The organism is Streptomyces tibetensis (assembly GCF_040647715.1).
Lineage (GTDB): Bacteria > Actinomycetota > Actinomycetes > Streptomycetales > Streptomycetaceae > Streptomyces > Streptomyces tibetensis_A.
Genome location: NZ_JBEZCR010000008.1, coordinates 1 through 20,369 on the forward strand (window position 1 = coordinate 1; position 20,369 = coordinate 20,369).

General features: G+C 70.4%; 20 protein-coding genes and 1 riboswitch. Of the genes, 15 read left to right on the forward strand and 5 right to left on the reverse strand.

Annotation, left to right across the window (positions count from 1 at the left end; all coding sequences use genetic code 11):
• From AB0B29_RS21560 to AB0B29_RS21570, 3 genes are all read left to right on the forward strand, one after another.
• A partial coding sequence (locus AB0B29_RS21560) for a cytochrome c oxidase subunit I (protein WP_362242060.1) occupies positions 1–773 on the forward strand: 773 nt, incomplete at its 5' end.
• A complete protein-coding gene (locus AB0B29_RS21565; protein ID WP_362242063.1) occupies positions 770–1,168 on the forward strand; it encodes a cytochrome c oxidase subunit 4 in 399 nt (132 codons plus the stop codon). The genes AB0B29_RS21560 and AB0B29_RS21565, both read left to right, overlap by 4 nt.
• A gap of 131 nt (positions 1,169–1,299) precedes the next feature.
• Positions 1,300–2,553, forward strand: coding sequence for a L,D-transpeptidase (locus AB0B29_RS21570; RefSeq protein WP_362242066.1), 1,254 nt, complete (start codon positions 1,300–1,302; stop codon positions 2,551–2,553).
• A 91-nt stretch (positions 2,554–2,644) separates the two neighbouring features.
• Here AB0B29_RS21570 and AB0B29_RS21575 read toward each other — a convergent pair whose 3' ends face one another.
• Positions 2,645–3,046 carry a response regulator transcription factor gene (locus tag AB0B29_RS21575; RefSeq protein ID WP_104779297.1) on the reverse strand — a complete coding sequence of 134 codons (402 nt, stop codon included), beginning with the start codon at positions 3,044–3,046 and terminating at the stop codon, positions 2,645–2,647.
• 145 nt (positions 3,047–3,191) lie between these two features.
• Here AB0B29_RS21575 and ctaE point away from each other — a divergent pair, with 145 nt between their 5' ends.
• From ctaE to AB0B29_RS21605, 6 genes are all read left to right on the forward strand, one after another.
• The gene (gene ctaE / locus AB0B29_RS21580) at positions 3,192–3,812 is read left to right on the forward strand and encodes an aa3-type cytochrome oxidase subunit III (protein WP_020272940.1); all 621 of its coding nucleotides are present in this window, start codon (positions 3,192–3,194) and stop codon (positions 3,810–3,812) included.
• A gap of 81 nt (positions 3,813–3,893) precedes the next feature.
• Positions 3,894–4,706 (forward strand): cytochrome bc1 complex diheme cytochrome c subunit, encoded by an 813-nt coding sequence (gene qcrC / locus AB0B29_RS21585; RefSeq protein ID WP_362242069.1) that lies wholly within the window; start codon positions 3,894–3,896, stop codon positions 4,704–4,706.
• On the forward strand, positions 4,703–5,776 hold the full coding sequence (qcrA, locus tag AB0B29_RS21590) for a cytochrome bc1 complex Rieske iron-sulfur subunit (RefSeq protein ID WP_362242071.1): 1,074 nt from the start codon (positions 4,703–4,705) through the stop codon (positions 5,774–5,776). The genes qcrC and qcrA overlap by 4 nt, the downstream gene beginning before the upstream one ends.
• Complete coding sequence (gene qcrB / locus AB0B29_RS21595; RefSeq protein WP_362242074.1) at positions 5,773–7,395, forward strand: cytochrome bc1 complex cytochrome b subunit; 1,623 nt, start codon at positions 5,773–5,775, stop codon at positions 7,393–7,395. The genes qcrA and qcrB overlap by 4 nt, the downstream gene beginning before the upstream one ends.
• Positions 7,396–7,531: 136 nt before the next feature.
• Positions 7,532–8,596 carry an anthranilate phosphoribosyltransferase gene (gene trpD / locus AB0B29_RS21600; RefSeq protein WP_362242076.1) on the forward strand — a complete coding sequence of 355 codons (1,065 nt, stop codon included), beginning with the start codon at positions 7,532–7,534 and terminating at the stop codon, positions 8,594–8,596.
• Positions 8,597–8,681: 85 nt separating this feature from the next.
• Positions 8,682–8,798: riboswitch (SAM riboswitch) on the forward strand.
• A gap of 178 nt (positions 8,799–8,976) precedes the next feature.
• Positions 8,977–10,344, forward strand: coding sequence for an aminotransferase class V-fold PLP-dependent enzyme (locus tag AB0B29_RS21605; RefSeq protein ID WP_362242079.1), 1,368 nt, complete (start codon positions 8,977–8,979; stop codon positions 10,342–10,344).
• Between the two features lie 27 nt (positions 10,345–10,371).
• On the opposite strand, the gene AB0B29_RS21610 is transcribed toward AB0B29_RS21605, so the two are convergent.
• Positions 10,372–10,653, reverse strand: coding sequence for an Lrp/AsnC family transcriptional regulator (locus AB0B29_RS21610; RefSeq protein WP_107458443.1), 282 nt, complete (start codon positions 10,651–10,653; stop codon positions 10,372–10,374).
• Positions 10,650–11,402 carry a rhomboid family intramembrane serine protease gene (locus AB0B29_RS21615; protein ID WP_362242081.1) on the reverse strand — a complete coding sequence of 251 codons (753 nt, stop codon included), beginning with the start codon at positions 11,400–11,402 and terminating at the stop codon, positions 10,650–10,652. Before AB0B29_RS21615 ends, AB0B29_RS21610 begins: the two co-directional genes overlap by 4 nt.
• Before the next feature lie 170 nt (positions 11,403–11,572).
• Between AB0B29_RS21615 and AB0B29_RS21620 the strand changes: the two genes are divergently transcribed.
• From AB0B29_RS21620 to AB0B29_RS21640, 5 genes are all read left to right on the forward strand, one after another.
• Positions 11,573–11,812 carry a hypothetical protein gene (locus AB0B29_RS21620; RefSeq protein ID WP_344457229.1) on the forward strand — a complete coding sequence of 80 codons (240 nt, stop codon included), beginning with the start codon at positions 11,573–11,575 and terminating at the stop codon, positions 11,810–11,812.
• Between the two features lie 70 nt (positions 11,813–11,882).
• Positions 11,883–13,232: an NYN domain-containing protein gene (locus AB0B29_RS21625; RefSeq protein ID WP_362242085.1), complete on the forward strand. Its 1,350-nt coding sequence runs from the start codon at positions 11,883–11,885 to the stop codon at positions 13,230–13,232.
• A gap of 245 nt (positions 13,233–13,477) precedes the next feature.
• Entirely contained in the window at positions 13,478–14,518 is a 1,041-nt protein-coding gene (locus AB0B29_RS21630) for a C40 family peptidase (protein ID WP_362242088.1), read from the forward strand.
• A 264-nt stretch (positions 14,519–14,782) separates the two neighbouring features.
• Complete coding sequence (locus AB0B29_RS21635) at positions 14,783–15,796, forward strand: NlpC/P60 family protein (protein ID WP_362242091.1); 1,014 nt, start codon at positions 14,783–14,785, stop codon at positions 15,794–15,796.
• Positions 15,797–15,829: 33 nt separating this feature from the next.
• Complete coding sequence (locus AB0B29_RS21640; RefSeq protein WP_362242093.1) at positions 15,830–17,017, forward strand: hypothetical protein; 1,188 nt, start codon at positions 15,830–15,832, stop codon at positions 17,015–17,017.
• A gap of 103 nt (positions 17,018–17,120) precedes the next feature.
• Here the strand turns inward: AB0B29_RS21640 and AB0B29_RS21645 are convergent, their stop codons facing one another.
• Positions 17,121–17,651 (reverse strand): PadR family transcriptional regulator, encoded by a 531-nt coding sequence (locus AB0B29_RS21645; protein ID WP_362242096.1) that lies wholly within the window; start codon positions 17,649–17,651, stop codon positions 17,121–17,123.
• A 105-nt stretch (positions 17,652–17,756) separates the two neighbouring features.
• On the opposite strand from AB0B29_RS21645, the gene AB0B29_RS21650 reads away from it, so the two are divergent.
• Positions 17,757–19,079: an MATE family efflux transporter gene (locus AB0B29_RS21650; RefSeq protein WP_362242099.1), complete on the forward strand. Its 1,323-nt coding sequence runs from the start codon at positions 17,757–17,759 to the stop codon at positions 19,077–19,079.
• On the opposite strand, the gene AB0B29_RS21655 is transcribed toward AB0B29_RS21650, so the two are convergent.
• Positions 19,040–20,278: a glycosyltransferase family 87 protein gene (locus AB0B29_RS21655; RefSeq protein ID WP_362242102.1), complete on the reverse strand. Its 1,239-nt coding sequence runs from the start codon at positions 20,276–20,278 to the stop codon at positions 19,040–19,042. The genes AB0B29_RS21650 and AB0B29_RS21655 overlap by 40 nt on opposite strands.
• Between the last annotated feature and the right edge of the window lie 91 nt (positions 20,279–20,369).

Here is a 20,369-nt window from a genome sequence, read left to right on the forward strand (position 1 = left end):
CCGGCGGTGTGCTGCTGCCGTTCTTCTCCTTCATGACGTTCCTCATCGCCGTACCCACCGGCGTGAAGTTCTTCAACTGGATCGGCACGATGTGGAAGGGCTCGTTGTCCTTCGAGACACCGATGCTCTGGGCGACCGGCTTCCTGATCACCTTCACCTTCGGTGGTCTGACCGGTGTCATCCTCGCCTCGCCGCCGATGGACTTCCACGTCTCCGACTCGTACTTCGTGGTGGCCCACTTCCACTACGTCGTCTTCGGCACCGTGGTGTTCGCGATGTTCTCCGGCTTCCACTTCTGGTGGCCGAAGTGGACCGGCAAGATGCTGGACGAGCGTCTCGGCAAGATCACCTTCTGGACGCTGTTCATCGGCTTCCACGGCACGTTCCTGGTCCAGCACTGGCTGGGCGCCGAGGGCATGCCGCGGCGTTACGCCGACTACCTGGCGGCCGACGGCTTCACCGCGCTCAACACGATCTCGACGATCAGCTCGTTCCTGCTCGGCATGTCGATCCTGCCGTTCTTCTACAACGTGTGGAAGACGGCGAAGTACGGCAAGCCGGTCGGCGTCGACGATCCGTGGGGCTACGGCCGCTCCCTGGAGTGGGCGACCTCCTGCCCGCCGCCGCGGCACAACTTCATCACCATGCCGCGGATCCGCAGTGAATCCCCGGCGTTCGACCTGCACCACCCGGAGATCGCCGCTCTCGACCAGCTCGAGAACGTGGGCCACGACGACAAGGCCCTCGCTGGCGGCAAGGAGGCCGGCAAGTGAAGATCCAGGGCAAGATGTTCATGTGGCTGAGCTTCTTCGTCCTCGTCATGGCGGTCGTCTATGGCGTGTGGTCGAAGGAGCCGGCCGGTACCACGGCCCTCTTCCTGACCTTCGGCCTGTGCATCATGATCGGCTTCTACCTCGGCTTCACGGCCAAGCGGGTCGACGTGGGTGCGCAGGACGACAAGGAGGCGGACGTCGCGGACGACGCCGGCGAGGTCGGGTTCTTCAGCCCGCACAGCTGGCAGCCGTTCTCCCTGGCCATCGGTGGCGCCCTGGCCTTCCTGTCGATCGCCATCGGCTGGTGGCTGATGTACTTCTCGCTGCCGGTCATCCTGATCGGCATCTGGGGCTGGGTGTTCGAGTACTACCGCGGTGAGAACCGCACCCAGTAACACGCACCGTGCGCCGCAGGGGCCCGGACACTCCGACAGGAGCGTCCGGGCCCCTGCTTCTGCAGCAATACATGTCACTCGTACGAGTCACTCGGCGTGCCGCTGTTGACGCCGGTTCCTAGCGTGAGGTCATGAGCCACACAGTGATCTCCCGCCCCCGCACCGTCGTCAGCTGCACGCTGCTGTTGATAGCCCTCAGCGCGGGCGTCACGGCCTGCGGCTCCGACGGCAACCCGCTGGCCGCCCGCCCCTACGACGCGGCCGACCAGATCTCCTTCAACGCCCCCGACGGGGATCGCAAGAAGGCCGACCCGGACAAGCCCCTGGAGGTCGTCGAGGACTCCGACGGGCGCATCACCGACGTCACGGCCCACGACGCCTCAGGACGCTACGTGGCGGGCGAACTCGCCGCCGACGGCAGCCGCTGGCACAGCACCTCCCCGCTCGCCGCCAACGCCAGCTACACGGTCCGTGTGAGCACCGAGGACGAGGACGGGGCGCCCGGCCGCAAGGTCGTCACCTTCGACACCGGCAAGCCCAGCACCAAGAAGCGCCTGGACGTCACCTTCGGCCCCAAGGCGGGCACCTACGGCGTCGGCCAGCCCGTCACCGCCGAGCTGAGCCAGCCCGTCAAGGACAGGGCCCAGCGGGCCGTCGTGGAGCGCGCCCTCAAGGTCTCCGCCACGCCCGCCACGGACGGCGCCTGGCACTGGGTGGACGACAAGACGCTCCACTACCGCCCGAAGGACTACTGGCCCGCCCAGGCCACCGTCCAGGTCCGCAGCAACCTGCAGGGCATCAAGATCGGCGACCGCATGTGGGGCGGCAAGGCCAAGCCGCTGACCTTCACCACCGCGGACAAGCTCATAGCCGTCACGGACGCCGCGGCCCACCAGATGACCGTCTACAAGAACGACGAGATCATCCGGCAGATACCCGTCACCACGGGCAAGCCCGGCTACGACACCCGCAACGGCGTCAAGGTCGTCCTCGCCAAGGAGGGCACCGTCCGCATGACCAGCGCCAGCATCGGCTCCTCGGACTTCTACGACCTGATCGTCCACCACTCCGTCCGCGTCACCAACAGCGGCGAGTACGTCCACGCCGCCCCCTGGTCCGTCGGCTCCCAGGGCTTCGCCAACGTCAGCCACGGCTGCACCGGCATGAGCACCGAGAACGCCGCCTGGTTCTACGACACCGTCCGCGAGGGCGACATCGTCAAGGTCATCAACTCCGGCGGCGACACGATGGCCCCGTTCGGCAACGGCTACGGCGACTGGAACCTCGACTGGGCGAAGTGGCGCACCGGCAGCGCCCTCCTCGGCGGCACCCCGGACGGCCCCACGGAGGCCGACAGGGCCCGCCTGAGGCCCCAGAGCGTCTAGACCTCGGGGACGTCGCCCCCACGGCCGCGGGGAACTGCGCGACAAGCCACAGATCACCCGCACCCGCGAAACAAGCAGGAGCCCCGAGCCCCTAGGCGTTCAAAGCCGCCTTGTCCCGCAGCAGCGAAGCCAGAGCCGCGGCGAACTCCACCGGCTCCACCGGCAGCGTCACCGCCGCCTCCGCCCGGCTCCAGGTCGCCAGCCACGCGTCCTGGGGCCGCCCGATCAGCAGCAGCACCGGCGGACAGTCGAACACCTCGTCCTTGATCTGCCGGCACAGCCCCATGCCCCCCATCGGCACGGCCTCACCGTCCAGCACACAGACGTCGATCCCACCCCGGTCCAGCTCCGTCAGCACCGCTGCGGGAGTCGCGCACTCGATGAACTCCACCACGGGGACGTCCGGAGCCGGCCTCCGTCCCGTGGCGAGCCGCACCTGCTCGCGGGTGTTGGAGTCGTCGCTGTAGACCAGCACCGTGGCGGTCGGCTGCATTGTTCCTCCGTGACGTCAACGTCGTAAGGACAGGCCCGTTGGGCCGGATGCTACTCCCTTGAACACCACGTCAACACCGGTACGACCGGTGAAGACACTCCGAACGGCACCCCCCGGAGTGAGGGCGGGATAAGCGACCGACATAATGTCGGTCGTGGCGACAGCAACGACAGTAGAAACCGGGCACGCGCACCCGTCGGTCAATCGGCCGAACCTCACCAGCGTCGGAACGATCATCTGGCTGAGTTCCGAGCTGATGTTCTTCGCGGCCCTCTTCGCGATGTACTTCACCCTGCGATCGGTGACGGGTCCCGATCACTGGAAGGAGATGGCCGCCCATCTCAACTTCCCGTTCTCGGCGACGAACACCACCATCCTGGTGCTCTCCTCCCTCACCTGCCAGCTCGGCGTCTTCGCCGCCGAGCGCGGTGACGTGAAGAAGCTCCGGATGTGGTTCATCGTCACGTTCGTGATGGGTGCGATCTTCATCGGCGGTCAGGTCTTCGAGTACACGGAGCTGGTCAAGGACGCGGGCCTGTCCCTGTCCTCCGACCCGTACGGCTCGGTGTTCTACCTGACCACCGGCTTCCACGGCCTGCACGTGACGGGCGGTCTCATCGCCTTCCTGCTGGTCCTGGGCCGGACCTACGCGGCCCGGAGGTTCACCCACGAGCAGGCGACGGCCGCGATCGTCGTGTCCTACTACTGGCACTTCGTCGATGTCGTCTGGATCGGTCTCTTCGCCACGATCTACATGATCAAGTAGCAGGGCCCGCATCCGCGCGTGCTCGACGAAGCGCGCATCCCAGAAGCATCGACGCAGAAGATCCTGACACCGGGGTAATCCGTGAAAAAGCTCTCCGCACGACGACGCCACCCGCTGGCGGCGCTCGTCGTCCTACTCCTCGCGCTGGCATGCACCGGGGGGCTGTACGCCGTGTTCGCACCCGCGGACAAGGCGCAGGCCGACGAAACCGCCCAGTCCCTCACCATCGAGGAGGGCAAGAAGCTCTACTCGGTCGGCTGCGCCAGTTGCCACGGCACCGGCGGTCAGGGCACCTCCGACGGGCCGAGCCTGGTGGGTGTGGGCGCCGCGGCCGTCGACTTCCAGGTGGGCACCGGCCGGATGCCGGCCGCCACCTCCCAGGGCCCCCAGGTCCCGGCGAAGAAGAACATCTACTCGCAGGCCGAGATCGACCAGCTCGCGGCGTTCGTCGCCTCGCTGGGTGCCGGTCCGTCCGTCCCGACGGAGGAGCAGTACGGCCCCGAGGGTGCCGACATCGCCAAGGGCGGTGAGCTGTTCCGCACCAACTGCGCGCAGTGCCACAACTTCACCGGCAAGGGCGGCGCGCTGACGCACGGCAAGTACGCGCCGACCCTCGAGGGCGTCTCCCCGAAGCACATCTACGAGGCCATGCAGACCGGCCCGCAGAACATGCCGTCCTTCCCCGACACCACGCTGTCGGAGAAGAACAAGAAGGACATCATCGCGTACCTCGACGCGGTCAACAGCGAAAAGACCGAGAGCCCCGGCGGCCTCGAACTGGGCGGCCTCGGGCCGGTCAGCGAGGGCCTGTTCGGCTGGATCTTCGGTCTCGGCGGTCTGATCGCCGTCGCCGTGTGGGTCGCCGCCCGGACCGCAAAGGCCAAGAAGTCATGAGTAGCCAAGACATTCCAGAAGAGAACCTGCCTGCCGCGCAGTCCGCAGGACATGACGAGCACGGGCACGGCGCGGTGAGCGTCGCGGACGACAAGAACCCGTTCGCCGACCCGGGCCTGCCGCCCCACGAGCACCGGATCCAGGACATCGACGAGCGGGCCGCCAAGCGGTCCGAGCGCTCGGTCGCCCTGCTGTTCACGGTGTCGATGCTGGCCACCGTCGCCTTCATCGCCTCGTTCGTGGCGATCCCGGTCGACAAGTCGGTCTTCATCTTCCCGCTGGGTCACATCAGCGCGCTGAACTTCGCGCTGGGCCTGTCGCTCGGCATCGCGCTGTTCTGCATCGGCGCGGGCGCCGTCCACTGGGCGCGCACCCTGATGTCCGACGTGGAGGTCGCCGACGAGCGGCACCCGATCGAGGCGTCGCCCGAGGTCCGCGAGAAGGTCTTCGCCGACTTCAAGCAGGGCGCCAAGGAGTCCGCGCTCGGCCGCCGCAAGCTGATCCGCAACACGATGCTCGGCGCGCTCACGCTGGTGCCGCTGTCCGGCGTGGTGCTGCTGCGCGACCTCGGTCCGCTGCCCGGCACCAAGCTCCGTCACACGCTGTGGTCCAAGGGCAAGCTGCTCGTCAACATGAACACCAACGAGCCGCTGCGTCCCTCCGACGTCGCGGTCGGTTCGCTGACCTTCGCCAAGCCCGAGGGCCTGGAGGAGCACGACCACGACTTCCAGAACGAGATCGCCAAGGCCGCCCTGATGATCGTCCGGATCCAGCCGGAGGACATCAAGGACAAGCGCGAGCTCGAGTGGTCGCACCAGGGCATCGTCGCGTACTCGAAGATCTGCACCCACGTCGGTTGCCCGATCTCCCTGTACGAGCAGCAGACGCACCACGTGCTCTGCCCCTGCCACCAGTCCACCTTCGACCTCTCCGACGGAGCCCGAGTGATCTTCGGTCCCGCCGGTCACGCCCTGCCGCAGCTCCGCATCGGCGTGAACGACGAGGGCTACCTCGAGGCGCTCGGCGACTTCGAAGAGCCCGTCGGCCCTGCTTTCTGGGAGCGCGGATGAGCACTGCACAGACACGCCGCAAGGCGCCCGCGGGTGAGCGGGTCGCCGACTGGGCCGACGGCCGCCTCGGGATCTACTCCCTGGCCAAGGCCAACATGCGCAAGATCTTCCCGGACCACTGGTCCTTCATGCTCGGTGAGATCTGCCTCTACAGCTTCATCATCATCATCCTCACGGGTGTGTACCTGACGCTGTTCTTCCACCCGTCGATGAACGAGGTGGAGTACCACGGCAGTTACGTCCCGCTCCAGGGGCAGCTGATGTCGGAGGCGTTCGCCTCCACGCTGGACATCAGCTTCGACGTCCGCGGCGGTCTGCTCATCCGGCAGATCCACCACTGGGCGGCGATCATCTTCCTCGCCGGCATGTTCGTGCACATGATGCGCGTCTTCTTCACCGGCGCGTTCCGCAAGCCGCGCGAGATCAACTGGCTGTTCGGCTTCCTGCTGTTCGTCCTGGGCATGTTCACCGGTTTCACCGGCTACTCGCTCCCGGACGACCTGCTCTCCGGCACCGGTGTCCGCTTCACGCAGGGCGCGATCCTGTCCGTGCCGATCGTGGGCACGTACATCTCGATGTTCCTGTTCGGCGGGGAGTTCCCGGGCACCGACTTCGTCGCCCGGTTCTACTCGATCCACATCCTGCTGCTGCCGGGCATCATGCTCGGGCTCGTGGTCGGCCACCTGATCCTGGTCTTCTACCACAAGCACACCCAGTTCGCGGGTCCCGGCCGGACCAACAAGAACGTCGTCGGCATGCCGCTGCTGCCGGTCTACATGGCCAAGGCCGGAGGCTTCTTCTTCCTGGTCTTCGGTGCCATCGCGGCCATCGCCGGCATCGCGACGGTCAACCCGATCTGGGTCCTGGGCCCCTACCGTCCCGACCAGGTGTCGACCGGTGCCCAGCCCGACTGGTACATGGGCTTCGCCGAGGGTCTGGTCCGCGCCATGCCGGGCTGGGAGATCAACCTCTGGGGTCACACGCTCGTCCTGGGCGTGTTCATCCCGCTGGTGCTGTTCGGTGTCTTCCTCGCGATCATCGCCCTGTACCCGTTCATCGAGTCGTGGGTCACCGGGGACAAGCGCGAGCACCACATCCTGGACCGCCCGCGCAACGCCCCGACGCGCACCGCCGTCGGTGTCGCGTGGGTCACCGGCTACATCATCATGCTGATCGGCGGTGGCAACGACATCGTCGCCACGCACTTCCACCTGTCGATCAACTCCGTGACCTGGTTCGTCCGGGTCGGGTTCTTCGTCGGCCCGGTCATCGCCTTCGTCGTCACCAAGCGCATCTGCCTCGGCCTGCAGCGCCGGGACAAGGAGAAGGTGCTGCACGGCCGCGAGTCGGGCATCATCAAGCGCCTGCCGCACGGTGAGTTCATCGAGGTGCACGAGCCGCTCAGCCAGGAGCAGATGTACACGCTCACGGCGCACGAGCAGTACAAGCCGGCCGAGATCGGCCCGACGGTCGACGAGAACGGTGTCGAGCGCAAGGTGAAGGGCTCCGAGAAGCTGCGCGCCAAGCTCAGCGACGCCTACTACGGCGAGGGTTCCCAGATCCCGAAGCCCACCGCCGAGGAGTACCGGGAGATCACGAGCGGCCACGGCCACCACTGATCACTGCTTCGCCACGCCACAAGAAGGGCCCCGTCCGCTCGTCGGACGGGGCCCTTCGCCCTGCCCCGGGCTGGATAGGGTGGACCCGTTGAGATTCTCGTCCCGCAGTGCGGGACGCCTGACCCTGGAGCGGCTTATGAGCGCTGTGACCCCCGCTGGAGGCGACACCGCGGCGGGCCGCTCCTGGCCCCTGCTGCTGAACGGCCTGCTGGACGGCAGGCACCTGAGCGCGGACGACACCGCCTGGGCGATGGACCGGATCATGCGAGGCGAGGCGACCGAGGCGCAGATCGCCGGGTTCGTCGTGGCCCTGCGTGCCAAGGGCGAGACCGTCGAGGAGATCAACGGCCTGGTCCGCACGATGTACGCGCACGCCAACGTGATCGAGGTGCCCGGGCCGACGGTCGACATCGTCGGGACCGGCGGTGACGGCGCGAAGACGGTCAACATCTCCACGATGTCCTCCATCGTCGTCGCCGGCACCGGCGCCAAGGTCGTCAAGCACGGCAACCGGGCCGCGTCCTCGGCGTCCGGGGCCTCCGACGTGCTGGAGAAGCTCGGCGTCAACCTGGAACTGCCGCTGCACCGGGTCGCGGAGGTCGCCGACGAGGCCGGGATCACGTTCTGCTTCGCGGTGAAGTTCCACCCGGCGCTGCGCCACGCGGGCGCTGCCCGCGGCCAGTTGGGCATCCGCACGGTGTTCAACGCCCTCGGCCCGCTCACCAACCCGGCCCGGGTCCGCGCCCAGGCCGTCGGCGTGGCGGACCCCCGCATGGCGCCGATCGTCGCGGGCGTCTTCGCCGAGCGCGGCAACTCGTCCCTGGTCTTCCGGGGCGACGACGGCCTGGACGAGCTCACCACCACGGCCACGTCCCGGGTGTGGACCGTCCGGGACGGCCAGGTGACCGAGGAGGCCTTCGACCCGCGTGACGTGGGCCTCGAACTGGTCCCCGTGGAGGCGCTGCGCGGCGCGGACGCCTCCTACAACGCCGAGGTCGCCCGGCGGCTGCTGGACGGCGAGACGGGCCCGGTCCGCGAGGCGGTCCTGCTGAACTCGGCGGCGGCGCTGGTGGCCCTGGAGCCCACCACCGCGCCCCTGGCCGAGCAGATCGGCGCCGGGATGGCGAAGGCGGCCGAGTCGATCGACTCGGGGGCGGCCAAGCGCACGCTGGAGCGCTGGGTGGCCGCGAGCAACGCGTAGCGGACCCCGTGGGCGAAAGGACCGGCGTCCCGCGATCCGGACTCGGGTTGCGGGACGCCGATCTTTTCGCGTACGTTCCTGAACAGGTCATGAGTGACAGTCATGAGGCCCCGGCCGACTGTCCGGCAACCCTCCGTCCGTGGCGGGGTGCCCCGGGTGAAGACCAGGCCGCAGGCAGCGAGGTCTGCGGCAAGCGCGGACCCCTCGCACGCTTTTGAAAAGTGTGGGGCCAGGGGTCCTGGTCGTCGAGGAGCTCTCCCGTGAACCAGCGAATGCGATAGGGCCGCAGAGCCCCGCCTCCGCATCCCTCTTTCTTTCTCCCCCGCTCGAGCCGTACGCGCTCGCGGGCGGATTCCACCTGCCTTCACGGGAGTTCCGTCATGTCTGTCTCCACCCTTGCCGCCACCCCGTCCGTCTGCGCCCCGCTGCCCGTTCTGGGACGGGATGTCACCGTGCCGCTCGTGACCGGTGGTGAGGTCACCTACGCCGCCCTCGACTACGCCGCCAGCGCCCCGGCGCTCCAGCGGGTCTGGGACGACGTCGCCGCCTACGCGCCGTACTACGGCAGCGTGCACCGCGGTGCCGGGTACCTGTCCCAGCTCTCCACCGACCTGTTCGAGAACGCTCGCCGGACCGTCGCGGAGTTCCTCGACTGCCGCGAGGACGACCAGGTCGTGTTCACCCGCTCCACCACCGACTCCCTCAACCTGCTCGCCGCCGCGCTCCCCGCCGACTGCCAGGTCTTCGTCTTCGAGACCGAGCACCACGCCTCCCTGCTGCCCTGGCAGGACGCCCGGGTCACCTATCTCGACGCCCCGCGCACCCCCCGGCAGGCCGTCGAGACCCTGGAGCGCGCCCTCGCCGACCGGGACCCCTACGGCCCGGCCCTCGTCTGCGTCACCGGCGCCTCCAACGTCACCGGCGAGCTGTGGCCCGTGCGGGAGCTCGCGGCCGCGGCGCACGCCCACGGCGCGCGGATCGTGCTGGACGCCGCCCAGCTGGCCCCCCACCACCCCGTGTCCGTCGCGGACCTCGACGTCGACTGGGTCGCCTTCTCCGGGCACAAGCTGTACGCGCCCTTCGGCTCGGGCGTCCTGGCCGGGCGGGCCGACTGGCTGCGCGCGGCCGAGCCGTACCTCGCGGGCGGCGGCGCCAGCCGCAAGGTCAGCCGGCGTGAGGACGGGGGAGTGGACGTGGAGTGGCACGACAGCGCAGCCCGCCACGAGGCCGGCTCGCCCAACGTCATCGGCGCCTACGCACTCGCCTCGGCCTGCAAGGCCCTGAGCGAGGCGGGCTTCGACACCCTCGTCGCCCGTGAGCAGTACCTGGTCCGCACGGTGCGCGACGGTCTCGCCGACGTCCCCCAGGTGCGGTTCCTGTCCCTCTTCGGGGACGACGCGCCGCGCGTCGGGGTGCTCTCCTTCGTCGTCGAGGGCTGGAACAGCTCCCACTTCGCCGCCGCCCTGTCCGCCGAGTACGGCATCGGCGTACGGGACGGACTGTTCTGCGCCCACCCGCTGCTGCGCACGCTGCTCGGCAGTGACCCGCAGGCGCAGGGCGAGTGCGGGTCGCCCGAGGCCGCGCCCGGGGAGAAGTCGCTCAACGCCATCCGGGTCAGCTTCGGCGCCGGCACGCCGGACGAGCACGTGGAGCGGTTCGTGCGGGCGGTGAAGGAGCTCGTGACGGACGGGGCGAAGTGGAACTACCGCACGCAGGACGGCCGCTGCGTGCCGGACACCTCCGCCTGAGCGGGCGCCCGGAGGGACCGACAGGCCCTAGTTGTCGAGCCCGATCGAGAACGCCGCCTCCAGGTCGTGCTGCGAGTACGTGCGGAACGCCACGTGGGTGTCGGTTCCCTCCACTCCGGGGATCTTGCTGATCCGGCCCGGGATGACCTCCGCCAGGTCCTCGTGCTCCCTGACCCGGACCATGGCGATCAGGTCGTAGGTGCCGGTGACGGAGAAGACCTCGCTGACACTGTCCAGCGCCGCGATCGACTCGGCGATCTCGGGGATCCGGTCCACGCTGGTCTTGATGAGGACGATCGCGGTGATCACGGCTGGTTCTCTCCCTCGGGGGCCGGAGCAGGGGCGGCCTTCACTCTAGTGGGGCCGGTGGGGCGGCCGTAGCGGACCGACGCGTAGCCGAAGCCCAGGCCGAAGCCGATCAGGTGGGCCAGGTAGGCCACCCCCGGCCCGTCCGGGGCCCGCCCCGCCGCCAGCCACTGCAGCGCCGCCCAGAACGGCAGGACGACCCATGCCGGGAAGCGGACCGGCAGGAAGAACAGGAACGGCAGGAGACTGGTCACCCGGGCCCGGGGGAACAAGTACAGGAATGCACCGAGGACCGCCGAGATCGCCCCCGAGGCGCCGACCAGGGACTGCTCGGAGTCCGCGTTGGCGACGGCGTAGCCCAGCAGGGCCAGGTAGCCGCAGCCGACGTAGAACAGGATGAACTGCACCCGGCCCATCCGCTCCTCGGTCATCGCCCCGAAGACGTAGAGGAAGAGCATGTTGCCCAGCAGGTGGACCCAGCTGCCGTGGACGAAGAGCGCCGTCACGGGGGTGAGGGCCGACCCCGCGGACCCTTCGAACAGCTCTGCGGGGATCACCCCCCAGCGCCGGAAGTAGGCCCGCTGCACGGCGAGCACCTCGTCGCCGGTGCCGTAGGCGGGATTGAGTCCCGAGGCGGGTCCGGCCAGGAAGACCGTGCAGCACAGGGCGATCAGTGCGTACGTCACCGGCGCCGAGGACCCCTGGACCGATCGGCGGACCCGGACGATCGACGCACTCCACTTGCTGATCATGAACACAGAGCATGACGTAACCGGACGCAACCGCACAGACCGCCTCGCCGCCGTGGACGCGCGGGCGGCGAGGAGCCGCCAGGCCGTAGGGTTACGAGCCACACGCACCGGGGATGCCGGTCGCGTCACGGACACCAGACGGACACTAGAAGGAAAGAGAACAGGTCACGATGACGGTTCCCCTGCCGACCGCCGAGACGCGGTGGCGCTGCACCCTCTGCGGCAACCTCACGAGGTTCGACGTGACCCGCTCGTCGAAGGTCGTCGAGTACGTCCACCTCGACCTGGCCGGAGAGCCGAAGGTCGAGGAGCGCGAGGTCCTCAGTGAGACCATCGAGTCGGTGCGCTGCCGCTGGTGTAACGCGGTGGACCAGGTGGAACTCGTGGACAGGCCGGGCTCCGGCTCCTGACGACGGGGGTCCCCCCGCTCGAGCACGGTCGAGAGTGGAGGAAGGCCCGCACAGCATTGGGGTGTGACGGATGGTGGAGACCACAGGCGGGGGGCCGGGCGACGGCGCCGCCGAGGTGCTCGACCGTCCGCTGCCCGACGGCGTGCGCCGCAGAGTGGTGCAGATCGTCTCCGACGGCTTCGGCTCACTGACGGTCGGCGAGCTGCCCGCGCAGCTGAGGCAGTACGCCCGGTTCGCGCCGAACCGCCGGGCCAAGTTCGCCGGCAACGCGATGGCGGCCGCGCTGGAGACGGATCCGCTGTTCCGGCAGCGCATCGGGGAGAAGCTCAGAGAGGCCCAGCCGGAGCTGACCGGCGCCCTCGACTCAGGCTCCCCGCCCCCGGCCGCGGACCCGCTCGACGTGGCGGCCGCGGCCTACGTACTGCGACCACCCGGATGGGTGAAGCTGGTGGCCGCCGCCGGTGAGGAGGCCCAGCGGGCCGACGCCGAGCGCGCCGACGAGGAGAGCCGGGCCGAACTGGAGCGGCTGCGCGCTGAGCTCGACCGGGCCCGTGACCACACCCGGGCCGAGACCGAGCGGCTGCGTACGGAGCTGGAATCGGCCAAGAGGGAGACCGAGGCGCTGCACCGCAAGCTGCGTGCCGCCCTCAGTGACGTCAAGCGCGGTGAGGCCGCCCTGCGCAAGGCGCACGGCGAGCTCGACGCCGTCCGTGCCGAGGGGCACGCCCAGGTGTCCGCCGCCGAGAGCGAGACCCGGCGGGTCAAGTCCCGGCTGAGCGAGACCGAGGCCGCCCTGGAGGCCGCGCGCCGGGCCGCCCGCGAGGGCCGCAGCGTCGAGGACATGCGGGTACGGCTGCTGCTGGACACCCTCCTGGACGCCACCCAGGGGCTCCGCCGCGAACTGGCCCTGCCGCCGGTGTCGGTGCGGCCCGCCGAGACCGTGGACGCCGTCGAGCCGGGCCGGATGACCCCGAAGGACATCGCCGCCCGCGCCCTGTCGGAGAACGACCCGCAGGTCCTCGACCAGCTGCTGGCGTTGCCGCAGGCCCATCTGGTCGTCGACGGCTACAACGTCACCAAGACCGGCTATCCGCAGATGCCGCTGGAGAAGCAGCGCCTGAGGCTGCTCGGGCAGCTCTCCCAACTGGCCGCGCAGAGCGGCGCCGAGGTGACGTGCGTCTTCGACGGCGCCGAGCTCGCCGCGCCGGTGCTGCTGGCCCCGCCGCGTGGCGTACGCGTGCTGTTCTCGAAGCCGGGCGTCACCGCCGACGAGCTGATCCGCCAGCTGGTGCGCGCGGAACCGCCGGGGCGTCCGGTCATCGTGGCGTCCACCGACCGCGAGGTCGCCGACGGCGTGGCCCGGGCCGGTGCCCGCCCGGTGGCCTCGGCCATGCTGCTCAAGCGTCTTTCGCGCGCCTAGGGGGCGTACGCCCGCTGTGTAACGTCCGGGCGTGATGCCCGAATTGGCGGGGTCGATGAGCCACGGTGAGTCAAATGGGTCTCACCGCCCGTGAGTCCAGGGGAAAAGATGGCCTACCGTGACGCAATTTTTCATCTGAGGATTTGAACTGATCACAGGAAGGTCACTAGGGTCGGGCCGAACCTCCGCTCGGGTGATCACTCATCGGGAGAGACGGCGGAGGGGCCAGAAGGAGCTTTTCACCCGTGGCGTCCCACCGTCGTCCGAAGCAGCCGAGCCGCGCACGTGTGACCGTGCTGACCACAGCCGCCGCCGCTGCCGTCGCCTTCAGCGCACAGGCCGCCAACGCGGCCCCCAGTGAGAAGCCGAGCAAGGACGAGGTCAAGGCCAAGGTCGACAAGCTCTACGAGGAGGCCGAGCAGGCCACCGAGAAGTACAACGGGGCCAAGGAGAAGCAGGAGAAGCTCCAGAAGGAGATCTCCACCATCCAGGACAACGTGGCCCGCGGCCAGGAGGAGCTGAACGAGCTCCGCGACAGTCTGGGCCTCGCCGCCGCCTCGCAGTACCGCACCGGCTCCATCGACCCCTCCGTTCAGCTGTTCCTCTCCGCCGACCCCGAGGACTACCTCGACAAGGCCTCCACGCTCGACCAGTTGAGCAGCCAGCAGGTCGAGGCACTGAAGAAGGTCCAGGAGAAGCAGCGCGAACTCGCCCAGGAGCGCGCCGAGGCCTCCGAGAAGCTCAAGGACCTCGCCTCCACCCGGACCGAACTCGGCAACAAGAAGAAGGAAGTCCAGGGCAAGCTCGCCTCCGCGCAGAAGCTGCTCAACAGCCTCACCGCCGCCGAGAAGGCCGCACTCGCCGCCGAGCAGAGCCGTGCCAGCCGGGCCAGCGAGCGCGACGCCCTCGACGTCGACGTCCCGCCCGGCTCGGGCCGTGCCGCCGCCGCGTTCGCCTTCGCCCAGAGCCAGCTCGGCAAGCCCTACGTCTACGGGGCCACCGGTATGAGCTCCTTCGACTGCTCCGGCCTCACCTCCCGGGCCTACGCCTCCGCCGGCATCCAGATCCCGCGCACTTCCGAGGCCCAGGCGCAGATCGGCACCAAGATCTACTCGACCAGCCAGCTCAAGGTCGGCGACCTGGTCTTCTTCTTCAACGACCTGCACCACGTCGGCCTCTACGCCGGCAACGGGCAGATCATCCACGCCCCGCGCACCGGCACGGTCGTCCGCTACGAGTCGATGAGCACCATCGGCGGCCCGTTCATGTTCGGCGTCCGAGTCTGACCCCGAGCCTCGAGACTCGCGAGTCCGTCCCGAGGCCGGGCAGGGGAGCCCCCCGGCGGCTTCAAGATCAGGACACCGTGTCCGCCGTTCGGGCGAATCACGACCGACCCGAGTGAGCCCACGCCCCGCCATTGACCTGCGTCAGCGGCGGGGCGCGGTGCTTCGTACCCACTTCATACCCACGGATGGTCGTTGGCGGTCACCTGCCACGGGGCTACTGTCTGCCGCGTTCCAAGTCCGCCAGCGGAAGGAGAGCGGCTTCCCGTGGGGTCCCATCGCCGCCTTGCACCGTCCGGGTCCGACCGGGGCGCCGGTGCCGCCGTCAGCATCCTGTCCGTCGCCGCCGCAGCCCTGGCCGCGGTACCCGCCGGCGCCGCACCGCACGACGACACCCGGGCCTCGGTGGACCGGCTCTACGAGCAGGCCGAGAAGGCGACCGAGGCGTACAACGAGGCCGACGAGCACGCCGACGAACTGCGCGAGCAGGCCGGCACCGCCCGGGACCGCGTCGCCCGGCAGCAGCAGCGCGTCAACAACCTGCGCGAATCCCTCGGTTCGCTCGCCGGCGCCCAGTACCGCTCGGGCGGCATCGACCCGTCCCTCGCCCTGCTGCTCTCCGACGACCCGGACGACTACCTGGACCACGCGTCCCGGCTGGACCGCCTCACCGCCCGCCAGGCCGGTGAGTTGAAGAAGCTCCAGGACGCCCTGCGCGAACTCGCCCAGGAACGCCAGGAGGCCGCCGGGAAGCTCCGCGACCTGGAGAAGAGCCGTACGGCCGTCGCCGCCCACAAGAAGACCGTGGAGCGGAAGCTCGCCAAGGCCCGGCGACTGCTCAACTCCCTGCCGGACGCCGAGCGCGACGCCTACGGCCGCGCCTCCCGCTCCGGCCGCCCGGGCATGCCCGGCCTCGGCGGTGCCACCGCCGCCTCGGGCCGCGGGTCCGCCGCCGTCGCCGCCGCCCGCAGCGCGCTCGGCAAGCCCTACATCTGGGGTGCCAACGGGCCTTCCGGGTTCGACTGTTCGGGCCTGATGCAGTGGTCGTACGCGCAGGCCGGTGTCGCCCTGCCGCGCACCTCCCAGGGCCAGCGCTACGCCGGCCGGCAGGTCCCGCTGTCCGAGGCGCGCCCCGGCGACCTGGTCCTCTACCGGGGCGACGCCAGCCATGTCGGGATGTACATGGGCGACGGCCAGGTCATCCACGCGCCCTACCCCGGCGCGCCCGTGCGCTACGACCCGGTCGGGATGATGCCCGTCTCCTCGGTCACGAGGGTCTGACCGACGGGACCCGGCGCCCGTACGATCGGGGACGTGGCTGGTCGAAGGTCGGGGCATGCGCTGGTGGCGCTCGTCGTGCTGCTCGTCTCCCTGGCCGGATGCGGCGGGCGGCCCACGGCCGACAGCGCCCCGGCCGACGTCCAGCGCCTCCTGGACCGGCGGGCCGCCGCCGTCCTGGACCGCGACGAGCGGGCCTACGAACGCACCGGCAGCGGGATGGACTTCGCCAAGCTGCGGGCGGTGCCCGTGGCCGCGTGGTCGTACCGGGTGACCGAGGTGCGCCGCACCGGCGACACGGCCACCGCCGACGCCGAACTGCGCTACCGCGTCGCCGGGTACGACCAGGCCCCGGTGACCGCGGGGCGCACCCTCCGGCTCGGCCGGGACGCGGACGGGCGGTGGTCCGTCGACACCGACCGGCCGGCGAAGAAGGCCGCACAGCAACTCTGGGACCAGGGGGCGGTGCAACTGGCCCGGGGACGGCACAGTCTCGTGCTGGGCGTCGGGCAGTCCGGGCAGGAACTGCGGGACTTCGCGGACCTGGCCGACCGCGCCGTACCGGCCGTGTCGGAGGCCTGGGGCACGGACTGGAGCCGGCGGGTCGTCGTGCTCGTGCCGAAGTCGGTGGAGGGGATGGCGGGGCTGCTCGGCTCACCCGCCTCCTCCTACCGCGGGATCGCGGCGGTCACCACCGGCGAGACGGGGGCGGCACGGGGCCGGGCGCCCGCGGACCGGATCATCGTCAACCCGGACGCTTTCGCGCTCCTCGGCGGCCTCGGCGAGCAGGTCGTCGTCACCCACGAGACCACCCATGTCGCCACCCGCGCCCGGACCACGGCCGCCACCCCGCTGTGGCTGTCCGAGGGGTACGCCGACTGGGTCGGCTACCGCGCCGCCGGCCGCACCCCCGTGGAGGCCGCGCCGGAACTGTCCCGGGCCGTCCGCGAGGACCGGCTCCCCACCGCACTCCCCGACGACGAGGACTTCGGCTTCACCGGCGACGCGAGCCGCCTGGCCCGCTCCTACGAGAGCGGCTGGACGGCGTGCCGCCTGATCGCCGACCGCTGGGGCGAGGCCCGGCTGGGCGCGTTCTACCGGGCCGTCGGGGAGCACCGGCAGCGGGCCGGAGCGGTGGAGGACGCGATGCGAAAGGTCCTGGGCACCACGCCTGAGGCCTTCACGGAGGACTGGCGGGCATATCTGCGAGACCAACTGGGCTGAGTCGGGGCTCTTGACCGGCTGAGCCGGCCCGGGACCGGTACAGGTGGGCCGCACCTGAGACCCGTATCGGCCGGGTGGGCCGGGCGACGGGCCGCCTGCACCCTCATTCCGGCCGCTCCAGCACCTCGACGGCCTCCCGCAGCCAGGCCCGTTCCGCCTCGCCCGTCGCCCGGGCGACGCGCAGCATGCCCTGGCGGAACAGGTCGTCCGCCTCCTCGGCGCGGACCGGCTTGCCGGAGTCGTAGAAGAAGCTCGTCGGCGCCTGGAGGAAGTCCAGCCGGCGGCGAAGTACCGCGGCCTGCTCGTGCCGGTCGGGCAGGTGGCGCAGGAAAGCGAGGACCGTGTTGAAGCGGACGTGGTCGGTGATCTCCGTCTGCTTGGGGTCGCGCAGCCGCGCCAGCAGTTCCTCCCTGCCTTTCGCCGTGAGGGCGAGGATCCGGCGCGGGGCCGCGCTCACACCCGGCTCGGTGTGCTGGTCGAGCAGGCCCGCCGTGGTGAGCCGGGCGATCGCCGGGTAGAGCGCGCCGTCGCTCACCGGCCGGACATGCCCGGTCAGCGCCTTGATGCGTTCCTTCAGCTCATAGCCGTGCAGTGGCTGATCGGCCAGGAAGCCCAGGATCGACAGCTCCAGCATGGTCCTCCTTGCGGGTGGGTGACATCGCATGCTACCTCTTAACGAGCTACCTCGAAACGAGCTACCTCGAATCGAGTTTCACTGGCCCGCAGGGGGACCGCCACCGTGAACACCCACCGCACGCAGCTCCTGCTGCTCGCTCGCCCCGTCTACTTCTCGCTCCTCGCCCCGGTCGCCGCCGGGATCATCAACACTGTGTGGGTCGCCCGGCTGGGCGGTCCGGCCGTGGCCGCCGTCGCCGTGGCGAGCAGCACGGAGAACGTGCTGCTCGGCATCGCCCTGGTCTTCGGCTCCGGCACCACCGTGCTGGTCGCCCACGCCCGGGGCGCCCGCGACCCCGGGGCCGTACGGGCCGCCGCGCGAGGTGGATGGGCACTGTGGGCACTGGTGACACCTCTGGTGGTGGCGGGCGGCCTGCTCGCTCGTGAACCGCTGGCCCGGCTGGTGCTGGGCGGGGCGAACGGCGCCGCCGTTCCGCTCGCCGTCACCTACTTCATGCTCTCGATGCCGGGCATGGCCGTCTTCTTCGCCCAGCAACTCGTCGACGGTCTCCTCAAGGGCACCGGCGACACCCGCACCCCGATGCGGCTCGCACTGCTGGCCAACGGCCTGATCCTGGCCCTGGACCCGCTGCTCATCCATCTCGACGGCGTCCGGGGCGCCGCGGCCTCCACCGTGCTGGCCCGGTGCGTGGCGCTCGGGGCGGGGCTCCTGGCGCTGCGGCGCAACGCCCTGCTGCGCACGGCCCGCCTGGCCGAGCCGAGGGAGACCCTGGCCGTCTCCCTGCGCCGGACGCTGAAGACCGGCCTGCCGATGTCGTCCGACTTCACCGTGCGGCAGACCGGCGCCCTGGTCCTGGTCGCGATCGTGGCGCGGCTCGGCGTGACGGCGGTGGCCGCCTACGCGATCGCCTACAAGGCCGTGTACGTGGCGACCATGGCCTTCTACGCCGTCCGCCAGGCCGCCGCCATCCACACCGCCCACACGCGCGGGGCCGGGCTGGACGCGCGGCGGGCGATCGGGAGGCAGGCAGTGTTCCTCTCCTCGGTTCTCGGCCTGGCAGCGGCGTCGCTGCTGGCCGCCGCTGCCCCCTGGATCATGGCCGCCTTCGGCGCCGGACCCGAGGTCGCGCACGAGGGTGTGCTGTTCCTGCGCTGTGTCGGGCCCTACCTCGTGCTGATGGCGTGCCTGATCGCGCTCGGCGGGGTCTTCGAAGGCAGCGGAGACGCCCCCGCGCTGCTGCGCGTCACCGTCCTCGGAACGGCGGTCCAGCTGGCGCTCGCGTACGGACTGGCGGGACTCGGGCTGCCCGGGGTGTGCCTGGCGCTGGGGTCAGCGGTGGCTGGGCAGTGTGTCCTGGTGGGATCGCTGTTCCGACGGGTCCCGGTTCAGGACGAGACGGGGGTCTCGTCCGTCCGGGTCGGCTGAGGGGGGATCGGGGCGGGTGAGGCTGTGGACGGTACGGTCGAGCGCCACAGGGCGCGGGCCGCGATCAGTGTGGCGGCCACCAGGAGGCCGTTGCGCAGGAACAGCAGGGTCAGGCCGAGGCCGTTGCTCGCCACGACGTCGGCGAAGTAGAACGGGAACTCCAGCACCGTCACGAAGCACGCGACCAGCACCAGGGCCACCGGCAGCCGCATCCGGCTGCCGGGGAAGTACAGGCACACCGCCGCGAGCCCCACCAGCCACACCATGTACTGGGGACTGATCACCCGGCTGGTGGTGGTGAACATCAGCACCGCCACGAAGGCGGCGTCGGCGAGAGTGTGCTCCTCGAAGCGCCGCGCCAGCAGCCGCCACAGCACCAGCCAGCCGAAGGCCGCCCCCGTCAGGAACAGCGCGCCGGTGCTCACCTCGCTCACATACGGCCCGAGGAACTCGATCGAGCCGTAGTTCAGCAGCACCGCGCCCTGCCAGCCGAAGTGCCGGGCGACATGGAAGACCAGCGCGCCCAGCGACTCGACCTCGGTGCCCCGGTCGCGCTGGAACGTCAGGAAGGCGAACGCGCCGGGCATGGTCAGGGCGAACGCGCCGGTCACCGCGATGCCGGTCAGCAGGGCCGACACCCAGGCGCTGCGGCGGCGGGCGGCCAGCAGCAGCATCGCCGGCCAGACCTTCAGCAGCGCGCCGAAGGCGGCCAGGGCGCCCATGGCCCTCGGGTGCCGGGCGCCCGCGAGCAGCGCGGCCATGGCCACCGCCGTGACCATCACGTCGTAGCGGGCGTACACCGTCGGCCCGAGCAGCGGTACGCCGATCACCCACACCCAGGCACCGCGCAGCGATCGGCCCGGGCGGCGTCCCGCGTACGCCATGAGGGCCAGCACGGCCAGGTCGGTGACGCAGACCAACACGAAGAAGGCCGTCGCGTAGTCCAGGAAGGGCAGCAGGCCGGGGGAGAGGATCGCCAGCGCGGCGGCGGGCGGGTACTGCCAGGTGACGTCGTCCAGCGGGAAGGTCCCGGTGCTCAGGACGTGGTACCAGCCCTGGTAGATCACGTGGACGTCGCTCGTGACGTCCGGGCCCGGGAAGACGTACACCTTCAGGACGAACAGCAGCAGCACCAGCCTCGTGAGACACCAGACCACCGGCAGCCATGCCAGGGACCGCCTCGTGCCCGTCGTCTTCACGTGATCCCTGCCGTTCGCGTGCGGTGTTGATGAGGCCATGATGGGCCCGCCGGCTGTGAGCGTGCCACATGTGCTTCCGCACAGGGCGGTG

Bases quoted from the DNA above. Each gene is read 5' to 3' on its own strand.
- AB0B29_RS21570 (WP_362242066.1), top strand. From the start codon at position 1,300: ATGAGCCACACAGTGATCTCCCGCCCCCGCACCGTCGTCAGCTGCACG.
- AB0B29_RS21575 (WP_104779297.1), bottom strand. From the start codon at position 3,046: ATGCAGCCGACCGCCACGGTGCTGGTCTACAGCGACGACTCCAACACC.
- ctaE (WP_020272940.1), top strand. From the start codon at position 3,192: ATGTCGGTCGTGGCGACAGCAACGACAGTAGAAACCGGGCACGCGCAC.
- qcrA (WP_362242071.1), top strand. From the start codon at position 4,703: ATGAGTAGCCAAGACATTCCAGAAGAGAACCTGCCTGCCGCGCAGTCC.
- qcrB (WP_362242074.1), top strand. From the start codon at position 5,773: ATGAGCACTGCACAGACACGCCGCAAGGCGCCCGCGGGTGAGCGGGTC.
- trpD (WP_362242076.1), top strand. From the start codon at position 7,532: ATGAGCGCTGTGACCCCCGCTGGAGGCGACACCGCGGCGGGCCGCTCC.
- AB0B29_RS21605 (WP_362242079.1), top strand. From the start codon at position 8,977: ATGTCTGTCTCCACCCTTGCCGCCACCCCGTCCGTCTGCGCCCCGCTG.
- AB0B29_RS21615 (WP_362242081.1), bottom strand. From the start codon at position 11,402: ATGATCAGCAAGTGGAGTGCGTCGATCGTCCGGGTCCGCCGATCGGTC.
- AB0B29_RS21620 (WP_344457229.1), top strand. From the start codon at position 11,573: ATGACGGTTCCCCTGCCGACCGCCGAGACGCGGTGGCGCTGCACCCTC.
- AB0B29_RS21625 (WP_362242085.1), top strand. From the start codon at position 11,883: ATGGTGGAGACCACAGGCGGGGGGCCGGGCGACGGCGCCGCCGAGGTG.
- AB0B29_RS21645 (WP_362242096.1), bottom strand. From the start codon at position 17,651: ATGCTGGAGCTGTCGATCCTGGGCTTCCTGGCCGATCAGCCACTGCAC.